This is a genomic window from Palleronia caenipelagi, from assembly GCF_007004065.1.
GTDB lineage: Bacteria > Pseudomonadota > Alphaproteobacteria > Rhodobacterales > Rhodobacteraceae > Palleronia > Palleronia caenipelagi.
This window is the reverse complement of the sequence record NZ_VFSV01000018.1, coordinates 1-20,621: the sequence shown is the minus strand read 5'-3', so window position 1 is coordinate 20,621 and position 20,621 is coordinate 1. Positions and strand designations below refer to the sequence as shown.

The window sequence follows — 20,621 nt, the reverse complement described above, 5'->3', positions numbered from 1 at the left end:
CGATTCTTCACAGAAGAGTCGTCGCTCCGATCAGATGAACTTCTTGTAGGCGGCCTCGTCCATGAGTTCATCGAGAACCGACATGTCCTCAAGCCGCATCTTGAAGAACCAGCCCCCGCCCAGCGGATCCTCGTTCACCAGAGCCGGATTTTCGACCAGAGCCGAGTTCACCTCGACGATCTCTCCGTCAACCGGGGCAAGGATCTCGGAAGCGGCCTTGACGCTCTCGATCACCGCGACCTCGTCCTCTTTGGCCACGGTCTGACCTTCTTCGGGGAGTTCCACGAAAACCAGCTCGCCCAGCTGTTCCTGTGCGTGGTCGGTGATTCCCACCACCACCACGTTCTCCTCACCGTCCTCAGGGCGCAGCCATTCGTGCTCTTCGGTAAATTTCATCGCTCTCTCCTGTCAGCGTTTGTAGGTGGCCGGGCGGAAAGGCAGATCAACGACCTGTACCGGGAGCCGCTTGCCGCGCACCTCGCCGGTCAGTGTTGTGCCAATCGCGGCATAGTCAATATCCACGTAACCCATGGCGATGGGATGGCCGACCGTGGGGCCAAAGCCCCCGGAAGTGATCTCACCCACCTTCTGGTCACCGTCGAACAGCTCCACGCCCTCGCGCATGGGCGCACGGCCCTCGGGCTTCAGGCCAACGCGCTTGCGCGTGGCACCCTCCGCGATCTGCGCAAGAACGGTCTCTGCTCCAGGGAAGCCGCCTTCGCGGGTGCCACCTGACCGACGGGTCTTCTGGATCGCCCAAAGCAGATCGGCCTCAACCGGCGTCGTCTCGGTCGACAGATCATGCCCATAAAGACACAGCCCAGCCTCAAGGCGGAGCGAATCGCGGGCGCCCAGGCCAACGGGCTCAACCCCATCGGCCGAGAGCAGCTTGCGGACCAGCGAAACCGCCTGATCGGGCGCGACCGAAATCTCATAGCCATCCTCGCCGGTATAGCCAGACCGCGAGATCCACAGCTCGCCAAACTCCGATCCGGCGCTGAGCACATCCATAAAGGCCATCTCCGCAGCCGCAGGAACGATCCCGGACAGAACAGCCTCGGCACGCGGTCCCTGCAGGGCGATGAGCGCCCGGTCAATGACCTCAACCTCGCAATCGGGCAGGCCGGACTTGAGCAGCGCCACGTCCTGTTCCTTGCACGCCGCATTCACCACGAGAAACAGGTCGTCCTCACGGCGCGCAATCATCAGGTCGTCAAGAATGCCGCCTGCATTGTTCAAAAACAGACCATAGCGCTGGCGTCCGGGCTTCAGGTCGATCACGTTCTGAGGCACGAGCCGTTCCAGCGCCGCCGCCGCGGCCTCTGGTCCCTCCGGATGGCGAATCACCACCTGTCCCATGTGGGACACGTCAAAGAGGCCAGCTCCCTCGCGGCAGGCAAGATGTTCCTTCAGCACGCCGGGTTTGTATTGCACCGGCATCTCATAGCCCGCGAATTCCACCATCCGCGCGCCGAGCTCCTGATGGAGATCGAACAGCGGCGTCCGCAACAGATCGGTCATGGCCCCTCCCGGCATCCGCGCGCATAACTGCACGCTGTAGACAATGCTGACCGTTATCTTTGCTAAGCGACCTCGCTGCAAGCGTGGACATCCACACGATCCGATTTAGCTGCCAGACCCGCCAACTGAACGGAAGCGGTCGGCCCCCGTCGGATCATCCGGACAAGCTAAACCGGCGCGCGCGGCCCATGACTTTTTGAGGTCAGCACGGTGAGCCCGGTACCACGCTCACCGTTCCTGCCATACGGGATCTCTCCCCCGCCGCGATCCGAATTTGAGCACGCACATTCGCCTGCTGAAAGATGTCAGATCCTCTTGCCGGTCTTCGGGTCGAAAAGATGCAGATTTTCCGATGCGAAGTTGAGCGACATGTCCCGGTCATTTCCGGGCATACGATGCACCCCCGGCAAGCTCGCGGTGAACGCTTTGCCTTCCAGCGTGCCGTGCAAGAGCGTGTTCGCCCCCAGCGGTTCGGATTGGTGGACGTTGAGCCGCAAGACGCCAGCACTATCAGCGAAGACATGCTCGGGCCGCAGGCCAACCGTTACGTCGCCCTCACGGGTATCCACTGGCCCAAGGCTCACATCGTTCACCTTCAACTGGCCGCCGTCGATCCGACCGTCCATCAGGTTCATCGAAGGGGACCCGATGAACTGCGCGGCAAAGATCGTTTGGGGGCGCTCATACACATCGAGCGGCGTGCCGATCTGCTCAGCCACGCCCCCGTTCATCACGATCATCCGGTCCGCCATGGTCATGGCTTCGACCTGATCGTGGGTCACGTAGAGCGATGTGATGCCAAGCTTTGCCTGAAGGTCCTTGATCTCCAGTCGCATCTGCACCCGCAATTTCGCGTCGAGGTTCGACAAAGGCTCGTCGAAGAGGAACACCGAAGGCTCGCGTACGATGGCACGGCCCATGGCGACCCGCTGACGCTGACCGCCCGAGAGCTCGCGGGGTTTGCGGTCCAGAAGGTGGTCGAGTTGCAGAAGCTTGGCAGCCTCTTGCACCTTCGCCTTGATCTGGTCCTTGGGCATACCGGCGATTTTCAGACCGTAGGCCATGTTATCCGCGACGGTCATATGCGGGTAGAGCGCGTAGTTCTGGAACACCATGGCAATGTCCCGGTCCATAGGCTCGGTGTCATTGGCGCGCTTGCCGCCGATCAGAAGCTCGCCAGAGGTTATCGTCTCCAACCCCGCAACCATGCGCAGGAGCGTGGACTTGCCACAGCCCGATGGGCCGACGATGACGATGAACTCGCCATCGGCAATTTCCATATCGACCCCGTGGATCACGTCCACCTTGCCGAAGCTTTTCTTGATATCTTTCAGATCAACAGTCGCCATCGGTTATTTCTCGCTGTCCACAAGGCCACGGATAAAGAGTTTCTGCATCGAGATGACCACAACAACCGGCGGGATCATCGCCAGGATCGAGGTCGCCATGATCACCGGCCAGTTGGCCGTGTCATCGCCCGAGGGGAACATCTGCTTGATGCCCATGACGATGGTGTTCATCGACGGATCAGTGGTGATCAGCAGCGGCCAGAGATACTGGTTCCAGCCATAGATGAAGAGGATCACGAAGAGCGCGGCGATGTTCGTCCGGCTCATGGGCACCACAATATCCCAGAAGAACCGCATGGGGCGGGCGCCATCGACGCGGGCCGCTTCCGCCAGTTCGTCCGGGATCGTCAGGAAGAACTGCCGGAACAGGAAGGTGGCCGTCGCCGAGGCGATGAGCGGCAGGATGAGGCCCTGATAGGTGTTCAGCATCCCGAAGCCCGCCACGACCTCGAAGGTCGGCACGATCCGTACTTCGACGGGGAGCATCAGGGTGATGAAGATGGCCCAGAAGAAGAATTTCCGTCCGGGAAACTTGAAGTAGACAATCGCAAAGGCCGACAGGAGCGAGATTGCGATTTTGCCTATGGCGATGCCGAGCGCCATGATCAGCGAGTTGCCGAGCATGACCGAGACCGGCACATTCACGCCCGAGAACAGCGCCGCTTTGTAGTTTTCCCAGAAATGAGGGCCGGGCAGGACCGGCATGGGTGGGCGAACGATATCGGCCTGAGTCACCGTCGAAGCGACGAAGGCCAGCCAGATCGGGAAGAAGATGAACAGCACGCCCAGGATCATGATCGCGTGCGAAATCCAGCGGCTGGCACCGCTCTTCTCGACCATTCCGTCTGATTGATAGGCCATCAGTAATGCACCTTCTTTTCGACGAATTTGAACTGGATGATGGTCAGGAGGCCGACAACAACCAGCAGGATCACCGACTGAGCCGAGGAGGACCCGAGATCCTGACCGACGAAGCCGTCCGAGAAGACCTTGTAGACGAGGATCGTCGTGGCCTGTTGCGGACCGCCTGAGGTGATCGTGTGGATGACGCCGAAGGTCTCGAAGAACGCGTAGACCACGTTCACCACCAACAGGAAGAACGTCGTCGGCGACAGGAGCGGCAGCACGATGGTGAAGAACCGCTTCCAGAATCGGGCCCCGTCAATCGCTGCGGCTTCGATCAGGGATTTCGGAATGGCCTGAAGACCCGCAAAGAAAAACAGGAAGTTATAGCTAATGCGCCCCCAGGCGGACGCGGCGACCACGAGACCCATGGCCTCGCCATCGTTCAGCACGTGGTTCCAGTCATAGCCGAGCTGACCCAGATACCACGCCACCACGCCCACGCGCGGATTGAACATGAACAGCCACAGCACACCGGCCACCGCAGGGGCCACGGCGTAGGGCCAGATCAGCATGGTGCGGTAGGCGCCTGCGCCCTTGATCAGCCGGTCCGCGACCACGGCGAGGAACAGCGCCGGTATCATCGCCGCCAGCGTGACGAGGGTCGAGAAGATCGCCGTCGTGACAAAGGACGACCGATAATAGGGGTCCTTCAACAGAAATTCGAAGTTGCCCAGCCCCACGAACTGGGAGGACAGGCCGAACGGATCAGGGATGAAGAGCGATTGCCAAACCGCCTGAGCCGCCGGGTAAAAGAAGAAAATCAGGGAGATCAGCGCCTGTGGCGCGATCAGGGCGACGGGCAGCAGCCACCCTTTGAACGTGACGCGTTTTTCCATGGGTCAGGGTCCATCTGGGGAGGGCCCCGCCTTGCGGCGAGGCCCTCATGCGCGTTGGAACAGAAGTCTGCGACTTAGTTGCTGGCCTGCTCAAACCGGCGCAGCAGCTGGTTGCCACGCTCGACGGCGTTATCCAGCGCGTCCTGAGCCGACTTGTCACCGGACCACACGGCCTCAAGCTCTTCGTCGATGATACCGCGGATCTGGTCAAAAGAGCCCAGACGCAGACCCTTGGAGTTCGCGGTCGGCTCTTTGCGGGTCATCTGGATCACCGCCACGTCCGTGCCCGGGTTCTCTTCGTAGAAGCCTTGCTCACGGGTCAGCTCCGCCGCCGCCGAGGTGATCGGCAGGTAGCCGGTGTCCTGATGCCACTGAGCCTGCACCTCAGGCGAGGACAGGAACGACAGGAACTCGGCCACACCGGCGTATTCCTCATCGGACTGGCCCGCCATCACCCAGAGGGAGGCGCCGCCGATGATGGTGTTCTGAGGATCGGTGGTCAGAGCTTCCCAGTAGGGCAGCGGACGCACGTCGAACTCGAATCCGGCCTCGGACTTGATCCCGGCATAGCCCGCGGAGCTTTCCGTGAAGAGAGCACACTCACCGCCCCGGAAGTTCGCGCCACCCTCGTTGCGGCGACCGGCATAGATGAACTTGCCGTCCTGCGCCCACTCGCCCATGGCTGAGATGTGCGCAACCTGCGCGTCGCTGTTGAACGCCAGCTCGGTGTCGGTTCCACCAAAGCCGTTATCCTTCGTGGCAAAAGGCACGTCGTGATAGGCGGAGAAGTTCTCGAGGTGGATCCAACTCTGCCAGGCCGTGGTCATCGGGCAATCCACACCCGCGTCTTTCAGCTGGCCCAGCACGTCGCCAACCTTTTCCCAGGTGGAGAGATCGGTGTCGGGGTCGATGCCAGCCTCGGACAGCTTGTCCCGGTTCACCCACAAAACGGGGGTCGAAGAGTTAAAGGGCAGCGACAGCATGTTGCCGTCGGCAGTGGTGTAATAGCCCTTCACGGCGCCGATATAGGCGTCCTGATCGAAACCATCGCCCATGACTTCAAAGACTGGGTTGATGGCCCCCTTGGCGCCCATCATCGTCGCGGTCCCCACTTCGAAGACCATCAGGATGTCGGGCTGCTCACCCGCGCGGAAGGCAGCGATGCCTGCGTTCAGCGTCTCGGAATAGTTGCCCTTGTGGCTGGCGACGACCTTATAGGCGTCCTGACTGCCGTTGAAGGTTTCGACCTGCGCATCGACCAGCTCACCGAGGCGACCGGTGAAAGCGTGCCAGAACTGGACTTCGGTCTCGGCGCTCGCGGCCAGAGTCGACAGGGCAGTCGTCAGAGCGGCCGTGGCCGCGATCGAAAACTTGGTCATGTGTCCTCCCAAAATGACTGTGCGGACTTGGTCTTGGTCGTCTCGCACTCGACGCCGTTAAATTGCCCACCCTTTCGTATAATGCAAGGACATTTTTTTGCTGGCATTCATAACCTGATAGTATATGAAAACCGGCCAGGAGGAGGAATATGTCGGAACCAGTTCGTCTGAGGCAACTTGAGGCCCTCAATGCCCTGTCCACGAGTGGAAGTGTGACCAAGGCCGCCGAGCAGCTTGGCGTGTCCCAACCCGCTGTCAGCCGGCTTTTGTCGGATCTGTCGCGGGATTTCGGCTTTCCACTTTACCAGCGGCGCGACGGACGGATTCACTTGACTCAGGAGGCCAATTTCCTGCTCCCGGAGATCCGCCGCGTGCTGGATTCCATGGCCTACATCACTGAAGCAGGACGCAACCTCACCCAGCGCAAAGCGGGCCATCTGCGGATTGCCTGCCTGCCGGGCTTCGCCACCAGCCACCTGCCGCGTGTCGTGTCCGGGTTTTTGGAAAATCGCCCCGGTGTCACCCTGACGATAGAGCCTGACCGGCCGGAACGGATCCTCGAATGGATCATCGGCCAGCAATATGACTGCGGCATCACTGACGGATTCGACGAACACCCAGCCATCGAGAGCCAGAGCGTCGAACTTCGAACCGTTTGTGTCTTTCCCACAGGACATCGACTGGCTGCTAAATCCACCATCGGCCCCGAAGACTTGCAGAACGAATCGATCATCCATCCCCGTCGGGACAGTGATTTTTCCCGTGCTCTCAACGACATCTTTGTCTCGCAAGGTGTGACGATGCAGTCCGTCATCGAGATCCGTCAGTTCACCGGCGCCTGCGAACTGGTGCGCCAGGGCACCGGCGTTGCAGTGGTCAGCGAGCTCGATGCGACAAGTTACCTTGACCGTGGGCTGGATTTCCGCCCGTTCGAGCCTGCTGTTCCCCACAGATTGTCCATCCTGCGGCCAATCCATCGTCAGACCTCGTTGCTGACGCTTGAGTTTATTTCGGCGTTTGCTGAGAGCCTGAAGCCTTATCATCACTGACAGGGACGGACGCTCGCTGAATTCTTAAACGTATTCTTAACGTCCTTAATATTAGGCTGGTGTGAAGCATGCAGTAGCGAATTTCGGGCGTCACCATGACCTATGGACAAGACGGCATGACGGGCGCAGGCCAGCAGGCATCGTCAGTCTGTTTGAGCGGGCAAGAACCGATTGTCCTTCCCAAGATGCAGACCTCCCACAGGACTCCGGTCAGCGGACAAAGCCCGATCTACAATTGCGTCCAAACTCCGTCTCCGCAATTTCTGATGCTGTTCCTGATAGGCCTTGCGACACTTTTTGCCGTCATCGCTACGCGCTACAGCCTTAGGGACGCGGCACTCTTGGCGCTACTGGTCCCGGTATGGTGGGGACTGCGGCAACTGTCTGCCCGGGATTTCCAGAGGGCGCTCTTTCTGCTCTGCCTGAGCTTTGCCGTTTATCAGATCTATATTCTCGACATCAATCGCGGCACGCCAAATGTGGGGGTGGTCTGGTTCATTCTCCTGATCACAACTGCCAGCCTGACAGGACGGGTCGCGCCGATCCTGTTCTGGGGAGCGGTCGCGATCGGGGCCATCCTGTTCACCGCCTGGCGCGCGCCTGCCGATGACCCGCTATGGGCGCATCCGATGAGCCTCCCTAACCTGCTCGGCACGTATTTTGTCATGACCGCGACCTGCGCACTGCTCCAGTGGCTGCGGCAGAAACACGAGAGCCAACTGACCGCGCAAATCGCCCATAGCGAAAAGCTGTCGGAACAGCTCAGCGCCGCGAACGCAGATCTCGCGCTTTCAAAGGAAGCGAAATCTCGACTCCTGGCGATGATAGGCCACGAGCTGCGTACTCCGATGATGACCATTGTTGCCGCAGCGGAACAGCTGGAGACAAGCAACGGTGACGCCTCGCCCCACACGGCAGAGGGTCTCACAAGTGTGGCTATCATCAGGAAATCCGCCGAGAATATTGCGGATCTGATGACAGACGTGCTGACGCTTGAGACCTTGGGCGCAGGAGTGGCAAAGACCGAGCCCAAGCCGTTCGACCTGTTCGATCTCGCCCAGAATGCGTGCGAACTGACGTGCATGGAGGCGCCGGATGCGCTGATTGTTCTCGATCCTGATCCGGATCTGCCGCAAATGGTGTGCGGGGACGCAACGCGGCTACGTCAAATCCTGACAAATCTGCTGCGCAACGCCATCAATCACTCCGGGACGCTCGAAGCCTGCCTTCGGATCACGGCACCCAAAGCCGGGCATCTCTGCTTTTCGGTGATTGACCGTGGCATCGGTCTCGATCCCGATGCGATCACACGTATATTCGACCCCTACGTGCAGATCGGCGCCAACCCTCACGGCTCGGGCCTCGGCCTCGCCATCACAAAGGAGTTCGTGAACCTTCTTTCCGGACAGGTAGAGGTGCGCTCGGAAAGTGGCGCAGGGACAAGATTCAATGTCAATCTGCCTCTGCGCTCTGATGGGACGAAAACATTGGCCGACCGCTTTTCAACGCCGCAGCCCGCGACTCTGGCTTATACAGAGGCCACCCCTGCGCCGGTCGTACAGGCCGCCAAGCGCTGGGAACTTCGAGGAAACCGACAGCCGATTGTCGAAACCCGAATGGATCTCGACGAGTTGCTGCAGCGCCAGCAACATCGTGTCTTCTCGATCCAGACTCTCCAACGCGGCGCCTCAGAGCAGAGACACAGTTCAGTTGAGCTGCCGTCGGGAAAGCGCCACAGCTACAGCTGCCTGATCGGCGAGGATGACCCGCTGCTCAGCCAGCTGCTGTCGCAGTATTTCTCAGCAGCAGGTTTTGAGGTTGCGCTGGCCCATGACGGTCCTGCCGCAAACGATCTCATTGGACACAATCATTTCGACCTTCTGGTTCTCGATATGACAATGCCCGGTCCTCAAACCGGACTGGATCTCGTCCGTCGTGCGCGGTCCTCTGCCATTCCGCCGGTAATCTGCGCTCTGAGCGGCTTTCCCGAGTATCAGAGCCTCGCAGAGGCAGCTGGTGTTGACCGCTTCATGGTCAAGCCTGTGCGGATGCAAGTACTTAGGGACACCGCTCTCGAATTGCTGAATGCGCGCGCCGCGCAGGACGTCCCACCGACCGGATTATTGCGGCGTGCGCCACAGCACGCCCGACAAGACCCCGGTTAGCCACGTCCGTCGGCTTATACGCAATGTCAGCCTGCTATATCCGTGGAATTTAATAGTCATGCCTCAGTTTTTCCGAAGGAAGTCCAATAACGTTAAGCGGCCACGGCGCTCGCCCAACTTTATGGTGCCGCGTCTCTACCTTGTCTGGATTCTGGCCGTTGGGTTGTTGATCTGTGGTCCGGCCCGTGGACAGGCAGAACGACTGCGGATCCTGACTTCGTTTTCTCCTGAGATTACCAGTAGCTTCGAGTCTCTGTGGGCGCAGGAACACTCCAGCATCCCGACCGATATCCTGAGTAAGAATACGGTCTCGGCCATCGAGGAGATCCAGCGCGGGAATGCCCGGTCTTTCGACCTTTTCTGGTCCTCTTCACCGGAAGCCTTTGTAATGTTGAACCGTCAGGGCGCCTTTGTCGCCGAAGACAATTGTGGCCCCGATGGACCGGTCCCCGTCGAAGTTATTGCCATCTCCTCTATCGGATGGGCACAGAGACGTGACAGCATGATCATGATGCCCAATACTTGGGACGATCTGTTGCATCCCATCCACCGCGGCAAGATTGCCATGGCCAGACCTGCAAGATCAGGATCTGTCCACTTTATCATCGAGAGCCTGCTGCAAGACCGGGGCTGGCACGCAGGCTGGTCCTATGTTTTGGGTCTCACCGGCAATCTGTCCACCCTGACCGCTCGCAGCCTCGGCGTGATCGATGGACTCGCGAATGAGCGCTTCGACATCGGAATCACGACAGATGTACTGACCCGGTCTCGCTCTTCCGAGATCCTCTTTCGGTACGGCCAGCCCGCCTATCTTATGCAAGCCCACATCGGAATTCTTAAGGGGGGGCAATCGGTTGATGCGGCATGTGAGTTTGTTCGCATGCTTCTGTCGCAAGATGACCAGAGCCAATTACTGAAACCGAATACGACGCAAATTCCGATAGACGCGTCGCTCAGGTCTATCGCCCTGTCCGACGATGCACCGACCACCGCAGAGCAAATCATAGAGGCGAGGATAGACTTCGACGCAGAGGTCTCTGCAGATCGCTATTGGATCGTGAACTCCATATTTGATCTGGCGATCTCAGATCACCTCGACCAGCGCAGAACTCAATGGCAGCGATATGATCGACTTAAGATTCTGTTGCCCGAACAAGATCTGACCGAGATTTACAACCTGCTTACAGATCTTCCGATTTCCGAACGAGACGCTGCTGAAACCGCCCTTCGCTTCCGGGCCGGGCTCAGACCAGACACGACGCAATCGATGACGCCCACCGAGCGGCTGGTGTTGGACAGCTGGCGAGATCGTCTGATCACGCAGCTTGAAGCAACCGACGCCGCACTCAGCGCTCTAGAAGAAGATGTACCTCGATGATCAAGACACATCATCGGTGGCACAACAGAATTTGGTCTCTGCTGTCTGTCATTGCAACGGCACTGATAGTCGTCGTCTGGATGCTTGTAGCGCTGGCCGTCTTTGCGCTCGACAATGCCCGAAGCACCGTGACCGAAATGACCGAAACCGTAGTGCCCGATCTGTCGCAGGCGTCTCGGCTGGCATCTCAGGCGGCAGATCTGGCAATTCTGAGCAACCGGATACTCTTTCTTGATACGTTGACCGGCGCATCGCTCACGACAGCGGCAGACAACCTGAACTATTATCTGACCGACAATCTTAATCATCCCCGACTTCAACAGGAAAAAAACGAGATCCTAAGCGAGATGGATCGGGTTTTACTCCGACTGTCCCGCGGGCAGCAACTCGAAGACGAGACAAGGGCTCTCGTCACCCAGTTGCGCTGGGTCGACATAGAAATCGAAGAAGAAATCGCCGCATTAATCGCCGATTTCAGCTACAATATCGGCGCTCGGATGGATTCGCTCGTCTCAGCGACGAGCCTGAGCGAGCGCGACGCGCGCGCCCGGTCAATCGACTCAGAGTTGGCGCTAAGGGACGCGCTGTATGCCCTCTCGGATTCCTTCGGGACCGCTTTTTCCCTCGGGGTGCAAACGTCAACCACATCCTCGCAAGATCAACTCAGGCAACTCAAGGCGATTCAGTCCGATGAGCTGGCTCGTGCGAAAACACTCCTCGACCAACTGCCCGAGACGGCAGAATACGTCACTCTTCGCCAGTCCGCCCGCTTGATGAATGAACTGGTTCAGGGTCCGGACGGAATTACTCTGAAACGAGAAGAGTGGCACCACGAGCGCGCGTCTTTGCATCGGGGGCTTGAACGATTGCTGTCGCAGCTGCTGACTCTTCAGCGCGGACTACAGTCGGACGTGACTGCCGAAGAAATACGACTGGTCTCTATGGCGCTGGAACTTCAGGAGCTGACCCAAACAGAAATCTTTGCGCTATCCTTAGCGACTGGCATATCAGTCATCGCGGCAGCGGCCATCCTGCTGTTTTACATCCGACCGAAAATCGTGCATCCCGTGCAGCAAATAAGCGGCGATCTCCGCGCCCTTGTTCAAGGGCAGCGTATTGAACCTACGCCACCGCCTACCAAACCGGGCGAGATTACAGACCTCTTTGAAGCGGTTCAGGGTTTCGCCAATGCCCTACGCGAGCGGGACATGGTGCTCGCTGATTTACAACGGACCAGCGACCATCTTTTGACGGCGAGCAAAATGGCCGCTCTTGGGACGATCTCCATAAGCATCGGCCGAGAATTAAGCCCGCCTCTGACCACGATGCAGAAGCGATTGGAATTACTGCGTGACGTCTGTGACTCAGGCGATCGGGTCGGACAGGATCAGCAATTGCGCAAACTCGACGAACTGGTGGGGCGACTGTGGCACACTGTGACTGACCTCACCCGGATAGCACAACGCCGTGAGCTGGTCTTCGAGGCGGTGCCACTCTTGCCTGTGGCCGTTTCGGCGCGCGCATTCGTTGAGAACCATCGAAGCCATCACCGCGTGCCCTGCAGCATCGATCCAACCCTCGAGAACGTGGTTTTTACAGGAGATAAGCTGCTGGTAGAGCAGTTAATTGCAACGTTGCTTCAGGTCTCAGCTGCCACTATCGAGGCGAGCGGCGCACCAGGTCGCATCAAGATACATCGCGATCCCGCGCCAGAAGGCTACGCCGCGTTCTCGGTTCAGACGATCGGTACAAATCTGCAAGAGCCTATCGCGTATTCCTCTGATCACGTCCCGGCGACAGCCGATGTCGGAGATCGACGGAGTCTCGCTCTGGCAGAAACCATTATCGGCTGCCTCGATGGAAACGTCGTTCAAATTAAGGAAAGCAACGGCAACATTTACACCAGCATCACCCTGCCGCGGGGTTGATTGGCCTAGCCACCAAAGCTGCGGCTCCCCCCCGTGCTGGTCCTGGCCGCACCAAAGCCGCCGCGGCTCTGGACAGCTGAGCGATTCAGCGGAGCCGCCGTGCGGGTGTTCGGCGACGCGGCGAAGGACTTTGAATTTAGGTTGGTCTTGCCCCGGAGGCCCGACAGGGTCGTCCCGCCGCCCGGCGTGGAAAAGCGACCGCTGGCAGTCTTATAAAGGGGCTTTGACGCAAATCCCCGCCCCCCCAGCATGTTGCCAATCATGTATCCCGCCAGCAGCGGCAGAAAGATCGAGGTGCCATCGCTGCGCTTTTCAACCACGCATTCGCCGCCATGCTGCTCTTCGCACAATGCTTCGCTGTCGTAGCGCGGCGCGCTTTCGGCGTGGACCTTTTGCGCTTCGGCAAATCCGTTGGCGCAATCGTCGGCGGTAAAGTCATTGCCCGGCAGACCGGCCACCGCCTGACACTCCTCGACCGAGGGGAAGACATCCGCTTCGACCTGTTCATCCTGCTGGCAGGCGGCCAGACCAAAGGCCGCACTCCCGAGGAGGATCACGTGTGCGGTGCGGGAGCGCTTGCGGGGGCGGGGTGTCAGGTCGGTCATGTCAGGGCTCAATATAATGCGGGCGGAAACGGCTGGTGTCCTGCGTAATACGAGACCGGTCCTCACGCAAACCCAGACCCTGCGCCTCGGTGCCGATGAGCCAGACCCCGCACACGGTGTGATCCTCGCCGAAACGCGGCAGCGGCGCGTAGGCCTGCAGGATTTTCGGGTGGTCGTCATAGGTGGTGTCGGAGGATTCCTCCGAAACGCCCCCCCGGATCCGAACACCGGCCCCCTCACGGGAGAAGATTGGTTTTTCCACAACCGTGTCGCCCAGATCGGACGCATCCTGATCGGCGAACACAGCGGGCAACAGGTTTGGGTGACCCGGAAAGAGCTGCCAAAGGACCGGCAAAATCCCCTTATTCGAAATCACCGCCTTCCAGGCGGGCTCAAGGATCCGGCAGCGGGCGCTGGCGATGGCCTCGGCGAAATCGTCGCGCAGCATATCTTCCCACGGATAGAGCTTGAACAGCGTGCCGATCACCCGGTCCTCACTGTCGGCAAACTGTCCTGTTTCCGTGATCCCGATCTGACGCATATCGGTGAAATGCGCGCCCATCCCGGCTTCACGCGCGGCCCAGCCAATCGTCTCGACGGTGGCGTAATCCTCCACTGCGTCCTCGAAGGCGGCAAAGTGGATCTCGGTCCCCTGCTCAAAGATCTCGCCGATCCGCGCCACCAGCGCTTCGTGCAGACCATTGAACTGGTCGGCCCCTTCAGGTAGCCGATCGGCGGCGATCATGTCCTCCAGCCAGTGCCACTGGAAGCCGCTGGTCTCATAGAGAGTCGTCGGCGTATCAGCATTGTATTCCAAGAGCTTGGCCGGGCCAGATCCATCAAAGGAGAAATCCATCCGCCCGTAGAGCTCGGGTTCCCCCTGACGCCAGCTTTCGGCCACCAGATCCCAATGGGCCTCGGGTATGCAGAGCTTGCGCATCAGCTCTTCGGAGCGGATGATCCAGTCGGCGGCTTCGCCACACATGCCGTGCAGCTCCTCCGCCGGAGCCTCAAGGCCGGTCTCGATCTCCTCCAGCGTAAAGGCATAGGCCGCGCTCTCGTCCCAATAGAGCTCGCCGCCGATATGGTGGAACGCAAACCCCGCCTCCTCCGCTTTTTTCTCCCAATCGGGCCTTGCGCCCAGATCCACGCGCCGCATGGGCTCTCCTGTCTTCGCACTCTGTCACGGAGCTTGCCCGATTTCGCCGCCGGGGGAAATGCCCTCCGCGCGAACGTCTCCGTTACCGATAAAATTGCCTCTGAAAGGTCGCAGGCGGTTGTCGCCGGCCACAAATGTGACGATGTTTCCAAAGGACGGACACGATCCGCCGACTAGGATGAGACCTGATATGACCGTAATCCGCGAAGACGATCTGATCGCCTCCATTGCCGAAGCCTTTCAGTACATCTCCTATTTCCATCCGCCCGATTTCGTCGAGGCCATGGCCAGCGCCTATGAGCGCGAGGAGAACCCGGGCGCGAAACAGGCGATGGCGCAGATTCTGGTCAACAGCCGCATGAGCGCCATTGGCCGCCGTCCGATCTGTCAGGATACCGGAGCCGCAAATATACACGTAAAGGTTGGTGTAGAGGCAAAGACAGATTTCAAACGGTCCTTGCAGGAGATCTGCGACGAGGGCACGCGGCAGGGCTATCTGCGCGACACCAACCCGCTGCGTGCGTCGATCGTGGTGGACCCGTTTAACGAGCGGAAAAATTCCGGCGACAACACGCCGTGTATGCTCACGGTCGAGATGGTTGCGGGCGATAAAATCGATGTGGAACTCGCGGCCAAGGGCGGTGGCTCCGAAAACAAGGCCAAATTCACCACACTAAATCCATCGGGCTCAGTGGCGGACTGGGTCGTGGAAACGGTGGAAACGCTGGGCGCGGGCTGGTGCCCGCCTGGCATTCTCGGGATTGGTGTCGGCGGCAACGCGGATAAGGCGATGGCGCTGGCGAAGCAGGCCATGAACGAACGGATCGATATGGCCGACTTGTTGCGCCGTGGTCCCTCGAACAAGGTCGAAGAGCTGCGGCTGGAGATCTATGAGCGCGTGAACGCATTGGGCATCGGCGCGCAGGGTCTGGGCGGCGTCACGACGGTTCTGGACGTAAAGATCAAGAGCTTCCCGACCCACGCAGCCTCCTTGCCGGTTGGGCTGATCCCCAACTGCGCGGCGACGCGGCACATCCATTTCACCCTCGACGGCTCCGGCCCCGCTGAGTTCACGCCGCCCGACCTGTCGCTCTGGCCCGAGATCCTGCTCGATCAGGCCAGCGCCCATGCGCGGAAGATCAACCTGGACGACCTGAATGACGAGGTCGTCACGTCGCTGGAACCGGGTCAGACTTTGCTCCTGTCGGGCACGCTCTACACGGGACGGGACGCGGCGCATAAGCGGATGATCGACATGCTCGACCGGGGCGAAGAGCTGCCCGTCGACCTGAAGGATCGCGCGATCTACTATGTGGGTCCGGTCGATGCGGTGGGCGACGAGGCCATCGGCCCGGCAGGCCCGACTACGGCAACCCGGATGGACAAATTCACGGACCGGATCCTTGGCGAGACGGGCCTTCGGGTGATGATCGGTAAGGCTGAGCGCGGCCCGACGGGTCTCGAGGCCATTGCCAAGCACAAGGCGGCCTATCTGATCGCCGTGGGTGGCGCCGCCTATCTGGTGTCCAAGGCGATCAAAGAGGCAAAGCCTGTGGCCTTCGAGGATCTCGGCATGGAGGCCATCTACGAGCTGAAGGTCGAGGACATGCCGGTGACGGTCGCAGTGGACACAGAGGGCAACTCGATCCACAAGACGGGCCCTGCCCAGTGGCGCAGGGCGCCCGCGTTGACCTGACCAGTGCATACAGCCCCCGGGTGTTTCCCCGGGGGCACGTCGCCCTATAGTTATGGAGACTACGTCAGGACGAGGGAGAGACAGATGGCGACGATCAAACCGGCGAAAGACGGCCCATTAATGGTAAAGGACGTTCCGATCCTGCGGGACGCGGACGGCCAGAACATCACGCCCGACACACCCTCCATTGCGCTTTGCCGCTGCGGTGCTTCGAAGAACAAGCCTTTCTGTGATGGCTCACACAAAGATGCGGGCTTTTCGTCCGAGAACCCAGATACCGAACTGCGCACCAGTGCAATCAGCTACGTGGGCGAGGTCGAAGGTCACGTGGTGACCGTCTCCTACACCCCTGCCCTCTGCGGCCATGTCGCGGAATGCGTGCGGATGCAGGGGATCGTGTTCGATCCCGATCGTAAACCCTGGATCCAGCCTGAAAACGGCACCATCGAGGGGATTTGCGAGGCGGTTGCCGCTTGTCCCTCGGGGGCGCTTCGCGTGGGTCTCGGCCAAGCCACGCCGAAGCATATCGAGAAGAACGACACGTTGATCGCGGTGGTCGAGAACGGCCCCTACGTGGTCAACCACGTCAAGATCGACGCGGATCCGGGAGCAGAAGGCGCCAGCAAGAATGAATATATCCTGTGTCGCTGCGGCCAGTCGAAGAACAAGCCATTCTGCGACGGAACCCATCACGACACAGGCTGGAAGGACACACCGTAACGAGGCATTTTCCGACCAGCGGATGCGGGCAGTTGCGCGTACTGCCATCAGTCGAAGAGATCTCGGCTGCGCTCGCGGCATAGTTAGGCCTGCTTACGCCGATCATCTGACAGGGAGAGCACATCCCGCCAACTTGGTCTGGCAAAGGCTCGTAATTTTTGGGCTGAGCGCTTCGAAGATCTGAATACGGAGAAATTATTAAACAGCGAATTTCACAGTGAACGACTACCGGCTGGCGCTGGTAGCGTGGCGTCTGGAGTGTAAATCCGGATACTGAAGTATGATATCGTCTGTGACATTTCCGGACGTGGTCGAGAAGTATCCCCGGGCCCAAAATCGCCTGCCCCGGTACCGTTTGCGCACCTCCGGAAACTCCATTTGGATGCGACGCGACGAGCGGCCCTTGATCCGCTGCATGGTAACCCCCCGATTTTAAGGAGATGTACGACGCAACTTTGAAGGGGATCGGTTGTCTTGAACGTCGCTTTTTTTTGCGCCAGCCTTGTAATTCGAAATTTCAGCGCCACCTCTATAACGGTACCGCTATAGCTGTTTGCCGCTTGGGCTCTTTGCCTGCAAACGGCCGCTCTTCTCAATAAATCAAAGCTTTCAGGTCCGGATACCGCTGCGAGACGTTTGGCGACTCAGTCGATGTATTCGCACTCGGTCAAGTCGCAGGCGGAATTGCTCTTCCCTCCGTCCACGCGTCCGGGCCGGGGTGTGTCGCTGCATTTGCTGACCTCGAATAGGAGACACCATGGAAACCGAACCAAAAGCGGCAAACGCAGCTTTCTTGTCCGTCAGGGGGGCACAGGCGCCACCGTCAGTCGGCGATAAACACACGAAAACGATCGCTCCGCTCAGCCTTCCGCCCACGGCGATTGTCTATTGCGACGGGAACTTCGCCAAGATCGACGGAAAAACCGCCAATGGTCTTGTGCGTCATTCGCAGGCCTACCGCATTCTGTCCGTCATCGACAGCAATCACGGCGGAGAGGACAGCGGCATGGTTCTCGACAATTTGGCAAACCGTGTACCGATCTTTGAAGATCTGGAAGCTGCCGTTGGTCATGAACCCGTTACCCCGGATACGCTCATCTACGGGATGGCACCGTCGACGGGGAGGTTGTCACCGGCGGATCGCGGTGTGATTTTGCAGGCGATCGCACTGGGTATGAACATCGTCAGTGGCTTGCATGAGTACCTGAGCGATGATCCGGAGATTGCTGGCGCTGCGTCAGCTCGCGACGTCTCAATCCGCGACATACGCAAGCCCAAACTCAGCAAAGACATGCGTCTGTTCGATGGCAGTGTGGCAGGCGTCGCCGCACTCCGGATCGCCGTTCTTGGGACCGACTGCGCGATTGGAAAGCGGACCACCGCGACTATTCTGGCTCGTGCCCTGAACGCCGAAGGGATTAAGACGATCCTCGTGGGGACAGGCCAGACCGGTCTGATGCAGGGGGCCAAGTACGGTGTGGCCATGGATGCCATCCCGCCACAATTCTGCTGTGGTGAGCTTGAAGGCGCCATTGTTGCCGCCTCGGAGGCCGAACACCCCGATGTCATTTTGATCGAGGGTCAGGGTGCGCTCAGTCATCCTGCGTTTTGCACATCTGCCTTTATCCTCCGAGGGAGCCAGCCGGATGCCGTGATCCTCCAACACGCGCCCAAACGTGCGCATCGCTGCGATTTCCCGAATATGCCGATGCCGACGCCTGCAAGCGAGATTGCCCTCATCGAAGCGTTTGCCAATACAAAGGTCATTGGCATCACCCTCAATCATGAGGAGATGTCCGAGGCCGGCGTTGCTCAGACGATCGCGGCAGACTCGCAAAGTCTCGGGCTGCCCGTTACCGATGCTCTGACCCGACCAGCCACGGAGTTGCTGGCCATGGTTACCACCGCCTATCCCGGTTTGCTGCAAGGATCGCCCGTGGCCGCACGATGAGCGCGCCGCGCGTCGAGATCGACCTGAGCAAGATCCGCCAGAACACAGAGACCCTTGTCGGTCGCTTGAAAACACGGGGCATCGGCGTCACAGGCGTCACTAAGGCCGTTTGCGGGCTTCCGGCGGTCGCCCAGGCGATGCTGGACGGAGGCGCTGTCGGTCTGGCCGATGCACGTCTCGGCAATGTGATCAGGCTTCGCAACGCGGGCGTCAGTCGCCACATCACTTTGATCCGCACCCCGCTGCTGAGCCAAACCGATCAGGTCGTCCGGGTCTGCGACGCGAGCTATAATACCGAGATGGTCGTGATAACGGCCTTGGCCGCTGCGGCCATCCGGCAAGGCACGGTTCACGGTATCAACCTGATGATCGAATTGGGGGATCTGCGTGAAGGCATTCTGCCCGAAGACCTCAGCGCTATTGCAGAGCAGGTGCTGGACATGCCCGGTGTCAGTCTGACAGGTATCGGGGCGAACTTCGGATGCCTCGGTAAGATTGCCCCCGACGCCGCAAAGATGGCGATACTGACGAGCCTTGCAGAAGAAATCGAAAACCTCTGCTGCACGTGCCTTCAGACGGTATCTGGCGGCAACTCCGCAAACCTGACCTTGGCCTTCAGGGGACAGCAGCCATCGCGTATCAATGATTTGAGGCTGGGGGAGTCTATCCTGCTCGGGGTCGATCCCCTTTCAAGAGCTCACATCGTCGGGATGCACAGGGATGCCTTTGCGCTGGTCGCCGAGATTATCGAGACGGATACAAAGCCTGATTCCGCGCAAATTTGCGCTGCCGATACCGCCCTTTCGGGACGTGGCCTGAACCCAACAGAGAAAGTCGGCAATCGCCTGATCCTCGCCCTAGGGCATCAGGATACTGACATTTTCGGGCTTTCAATGCCCCCCGGCTATAGCTTGGTCGGCGCGACGAGCGATCATCTTGTCATCGGAACAAACCGCGAGGTGCCTCGTGTGGGCTCCGAGGTGAGATTTCAGATGGCCTATAGCGCGTTGATGCGCGCCATGGCCGCACCTGACATCGAAAAAAAGGCACACCATAACCGGGGCGCGACACATGCGCAAACCACTCAAAGCGAAGACGAAGGGCTCGCCTTGGCTTAAAAGATGTCGTTCAGACAGGCGCAGACAAAATAAATCAGGATGATGACAATTGGCAAAGCTAACAAAAACAACCGTCTTTAAAGCGCAGGCCTCCAGAGCAGAAACGCCGATGGAAAAGACGACCCGCATCGTCAGGAAAATAGTCGATGAAGAGGCGGGACAAAGACAAGTTAAGACTGACCGGCTCCGAATTGCCCGACTTGAAAGGGAGGCAAACACACCCCGCAGGGCTGCTGCGGACGCAGGCAAGGAAGGTCAAGCAGGATGCAAAGCAAAGTGATGACTCCGTGGCGGTTCGCGGCTTTCAAGGAGTTGAATAGATGACCGTGATCAGCCCCACTTGAGTGGTCCAATTTGATTGTGAGTGCATGACGGGCCTCCGGTCCATCGTGACGACGGTTTCCGGAGCCGGTGGGCGGTAGTATCCGTCTTGGTCAAGCGGAGCGTTCATCCTGGTCTTCCCCCACTGAAGTGGTCCTCCGCTATGTTCAGGAAAACGGAGGAAACACATGGCAAACAAGCGACCAAAGCCGGAAGAGATTGTTACGAAGTTACGGCAGGTTGAGGTTCTGACGGGGCAAGGGATGCCGCGTCTGGATGCGATCCGCCAGATCGGCGTGACTGAACAGACGTTCTACCGCTGGAAGAAAAAGTACGGTGGAATGGGCACGGACCAATTGAAGGAACTAAAGCGTCTTCAGAAAGAGAATGAGCGGCTACGCAAGGCTGTTTCGGATCTGACCCTGGACAAGCTGATCCTGGCGGAGGCCGCAAAGGGAAACTTCTGAGCCCCGCTCGTCGCCGTACCTGCATTGATCGTGTTCGTGCAGAACTGAACGTTTCGGAACGTCGCGCGTGTCG

General features: G+C 59.4%; 17 protein-coding genes and 2 pseudogenes. 10 read left to right on the top strand and 9 right to left on the bottom strand.

Translation table 11 applies throughout. The annotated features are described in order from the left end of the window. Positions 1-30: 30 nt before the first annotated feature. From gcvH to ugpB, 6 genes are all read right to left on the bottom strand, one after another. Positions 31-396: a glycine cleavage system protein GcvH gene (gene gcvH, locus FEV53_RS11300; protein WP_142834911.1), complete on the bottom strand. Its 366-nt coding sequence runs from the start codon at positions 394-396 to the stop codon at positions 31-33. Between the two features lie 12 nt (positions 397-408). Further along, on the bottom strand, positions 409-1,521 hold the full coding sequence (gcvT, locus tag FEV53_RS11295) for a glycine cleavage system aminomethyltransferase GcvT (protein WP_142834910.1): 1,113 nt from the start codon (positions 1,519-1,521) through the stop codon (positions 409-411). 305 nt (positions 1,522-1,826) lie between these two features. Continuing rightward, positions 1,827-2,870 (bottom strand): sn-glycerol-3-phosphate import ATP-binding protein UgpC, encoded by a 1,044-nt coding sequence (locus tag FEV53_RS11290; protein ID WP_142834909.1) that lies wholly within the window; start codon positions 2,868-2,870, stop codon positions 1,827-1,829. Positions 2,871-2,873: 3 nt separating this feature from the next. After that, positions 2,874-3,710 carry a sn-glycerol-3-phosphate ABC transporter permease UgpE gene (gene ugpE / locus FEV53_RS11285; RefSeq protein WP_142834945.1) on the bottom strand — a complete coding sequence of 279 codons (837 nt, stop codon included), beginning with the start codon at positions 3,708-3,710 and terminating at the stop codon, positions 2,874-2,876. Between the two features lie 20 nt (positions 3,711-3,730). Continuing rightward, positions 3,731-4,612, bottom strand: a complete 882-nt coding sequence (ugpA, locus tag FEV53_RS11280; protein WP_142834908.1) for a sn-glycerol-3-phosphate ABC transporter permease UgpA — start codon at positions 4,610-4,612, stop codon at positions 3,731-3,733. A 74-nt stretch (positions 4,613-4,686) separates the two neighbouring features. Further along, positions 4,687-5,991, bottom strand: a complete 1,305-nt coding sequence (ugpB, locus tag FEV53_RS11275; protein ID WP_142834907.1) for a sn-glycerol-3-phosphate ABC transporter substrate-binding protein UgpB — start codon at positions 5,989-5,991, stop codon at positions 4,687-4,689. A 149-nt stretch (positions 5,992-6,140) separates the two neighbouring features. Here ugpB and FEV53_RS11270 point away from each other — a divergent pair, with 149 nt between their 5' ends. The 4 genes from FEV53_RS11270 to FEV53_RS11255 all read left to right on the top strand — a co-directional run bounded on the left by FEV53_RS11270 (position 6,141) and on the right by FEV53_RS11255 (position 12,511). Continuing rightward, entirely contained in the window at positions 6,141-7,040 is a 900-nt protein-coding gene (locus FEV53_RS11270; protein ID WP_142834906.1) for a LysR substrate-binding domain-containing protein, read from the top strand. Between the two features lie 266 nt (positions 7,041-7,306). Then, positions 7,307-9,205, top strand: a complete 1,899-nt coding sequence (locus FEV53_RS11265) for a hybrid sensor histidine kinase/response regulator (RefSeq protein ID WP_185962172.1) — start codon at positions 7,307-7,309, stop codon at positions 9,203-9,205. A 58-nt stretch (positions 9,206-9,263) separates the two neighbouring features. Further along, positions 9,264-10,583 (top strand): ABC transporter substrate-binding protein, encoded by a 1,320-nt coding sequence (locus FEV53_RS11260; RefSeq protein ID WP_185962171.1) that lies wholly within the window; start codon positions 9,264-9,266, stop codon positions 10,581-10,583. Beyond that, on the top strand, positions 10,580-12,511 hold the full coding sequence (locus FEV53_RS11255) for a hypothetical protein (protein ID WP_142834903.1): 1,932 nt from the start codon (positions 10,580-10,582) through the stop codon (positions 12,509-12,511). Before FEV53_RS11260 ends, FEV53_RS11255 begins: the two co-directional genes overlap by 4 nt. A gap of 5 nt (positions 12,512-12,516) precedes the next feature. Here FEV53_RS11255 and FEV53_RS11250 read toward each other — a convergent pair whose 3' ends face one another. Both FEV53_RS11250 and FEV53_RS11245 read right to left on the bottom strand, forming a co-directional pair. Beyond that, positions 12,517-13,116: a DUF1190 domain-containing protein gene (locus FEV53_RS11250; RefSeq protein ID WP_142834902.1), complete on the bottom strand. Its 600-nt coding sequence runs from the start codon at positions 13,114-13,116 to the stop codon at positions 12,517-12,519. A 1-nt stretch (position 13,117) separates the two neighbouring features. Next, a complete protein-coding gene (locus FEV53_RS11245) occupies positions 13,118-14,275 on the bottom strand; it encodes a glutathionylspermidine synthase family protein (protein WP_142834901.1) in 1,158 nt (385 codons plus the stop codon). A gap of 190 nt (positions 14,276-14,465) precedes the next feature. Here FEV53_RS11245 and FEV53_RS11240 point away from each other — a divergent pair, with 190 nt between their 5' ends. After that, on the top strand, positions 14,466-15,971 hold the full coding sequence (locus tag FEV53_RS11240) for a fumarate hydratase (RefSeq protein WP_142834900.1): 1,506 nt from the start codon (positions 14,466-14,468) through the stop codon (positions 15,969-15,971). An 84-nt stretch (positions 15,972-16,055) separates the two neighbouring features. Further along, positions 16,056-16,691 (top strand): CDGSH iron-sulfur domain-containing protein, encoded by a 636-nt coding sequence (locus FEV53_RS11235; protein WP_142834899.1) that lies wholly within the window; start codon positions 16,056-16,058, stop codon positions 16,689-16,691. Positions 16,692-16,916: 225 nt separating this feature from the next. On the opposite strand, the pseudogene FEV53_RS11230 reads toward FEV53_RS11235, so the two are convergent. Continuing rightward, positions 16,917-17,108, bottom strand: a pseudogene (locus tag FEV53_RS11230) (transposase); the annotation flags it as partial. A 340-nt stretch (positions 17,109-17,448) separates the two neighbouring features. Between FEV53_RS11230 and FEV53_RS11225 the strand changes: the two are divergent. The 4 genes and pseudogenes from FEV53_RS11225 to FEV53_RS11210 form a co-directional block, all read left to right on the top strand. Further along, the gene (locus FEV53_RS11225) at positions 17,449-18,642 is read left to right on the top strand and encodes an N-acetyltransferase DgcN family protein (protein WP_142834898.1); all 1,194 of its coding nucleotides are present in this window, start codon (positions 17,449-17,451) and stop codon (positions 18,640-18,642) included. After that, a complete protein-coding gene (locus FEV53_RS11220) occupies positions 18,639-19,760 on the top strand; it encodes an alanine/ornithine racemase family PLP-dependent enzyme (protein WP_142834897.1) in 1,122 nt (373 codons plus the stop codon). Before FEV53_RS11225 ends, FEV53_RS11220 begins: the two co-directional genes overlap by 4 nt. A gap of 49 nt (positions 19,761-19,809) precedes the next feature. Beyond that, the gene (locus tag FEV53_RS11215) at positions 19,810-20,040 is read left to right on the top strand and encodes a hypothetical protein (RefSeq protein ID WP_142834896.1); all 231 of its coding nucleotides are present in this window, start codon (positions 19,810-19,812) and stop codon (positions 20,038-20,040) included. Positions 20,041-20,269: 229 nt separating this feature from the next. Further along, positions 20,270-20,621, top strand: a pseudogene (locus FEV53_RS11210) (transposase); the annotation flags it as partial.

Excerpts from the sequence above, each read along its gene's own strand:
- gcvH (WP_142834911.1), bottom strand. The coding sequence starts at position 396 with ATGAAATTTACCGAAGAGCACGAATGGCTGCGCCCTGAGGACGGTGAG.
- gcvT (WP_142834910.1), bottom strand. The coding sequence starts at position 1,521 with ATGACCGATCTGTTGCGGACGCCGCTGTTCGATCTCCATCAGGAGCTC.
- FEV53_RS11290 (WP_142834909.1), bottom strand. The coding sequence starts at position 2,870 with ATGGCGACTGTTGATCTGAAAGATATCAAGAAAAGCTTCGGCAAGGTG.
- ugpE (WP_142834945.1), bottom strand. The coding sequence starts at position 3,710 with ATGGTCGAGAAGAGCGGTGCCAGCCGCTGGATTTCGCACGCGATCATG.
- ugpA (WP_142834908.1), bottom strand. The coding sequence starts at position 4,612 with ATGGAAAAACGCGTCACGTTCAAAGGGTGGCTGCTGCCCGTCGCCCTG.
- ugpB (WP_142834907.1), bottom strand. The coding sequence starts at position 5,991 with ATGACCAAGTTTTCGATCGCGGCCACGGCCGCTCTGACGACTGCCCTG.
- FEV53_RS11270 (WP_142834906.1), top strand. The coding sequence starts at position 6,141 with ATGTCGGAACCAGTTCGTCTGAGGCAACTTGAGGCCCTCAATGCCCTG.
- FEV53_RS11265 (WP_185962172.1), top strand. The coding sequence starts at position 7,307 with ATGCTGTTCCTGATAGGCCTTGCGACACTTTTTGCCGTCATCGCTACG.
- FEV53_RS11260 (WP_185962171.1), top strand. The coding sequence starts at position 9,264 with ATGCCTCAGTTTTTCCGAAGGAAGTCCAATAACGTTAAGCGGCCACGG.
- FEV53_RS11255 (WP_142834903.1), top strand. The coding sequence starts at position 10,580 with ATGATCAAGACACATCATCGGTGGCACAACAGAATTTGGTCTCTGCTG.
- FEV53_RS11250 (WP_142834902.1), bottom strand. The coding sequence starts at position 13,116 with ATGACCGACCTGACACCCCGCCCCCGCAAGCGCTCCCGCACCGCACAC.
- FEV53_RS11245 (WP_142834901.1), bottom strand. The coding sequence starts at position 14,275 with ATGCGGCGCGTGGATCTGGGCGCAAGGCCCGATTGGGAGAAAAAAGCG.
- FEV53_RS11240 (WP_142834900.1), top strand. The coding sequence starts at position 14,466 with ATGACCGTAATCCGCGAAGACGATCTGATCGCCTCCATTGCCGAAGCC.
- FEV53_RS11235 (WP_142834899.1), top strand. The coding sequence starts at position 16,056 with ATGGCGACGATCAAACCGGCGAAAGACGGCCCATTAATGGTAAAGGAC.
- FEV53_RS11225 (WP_142834898.1), top strand. The coding sequence starts at position 17,449 with ATGGAAACCGAACCAAAAGCGGCAAACGCAGCTTTCTTGTCCGTCAGG.
- FEV53_RS11220 (WP_142834897.1), top strand. The coding sequence starts at position 18,639 with ATGAGCGCGCCGCGCGTCGAGATCGACCTGAGCAAGATCCGCCAGAAC.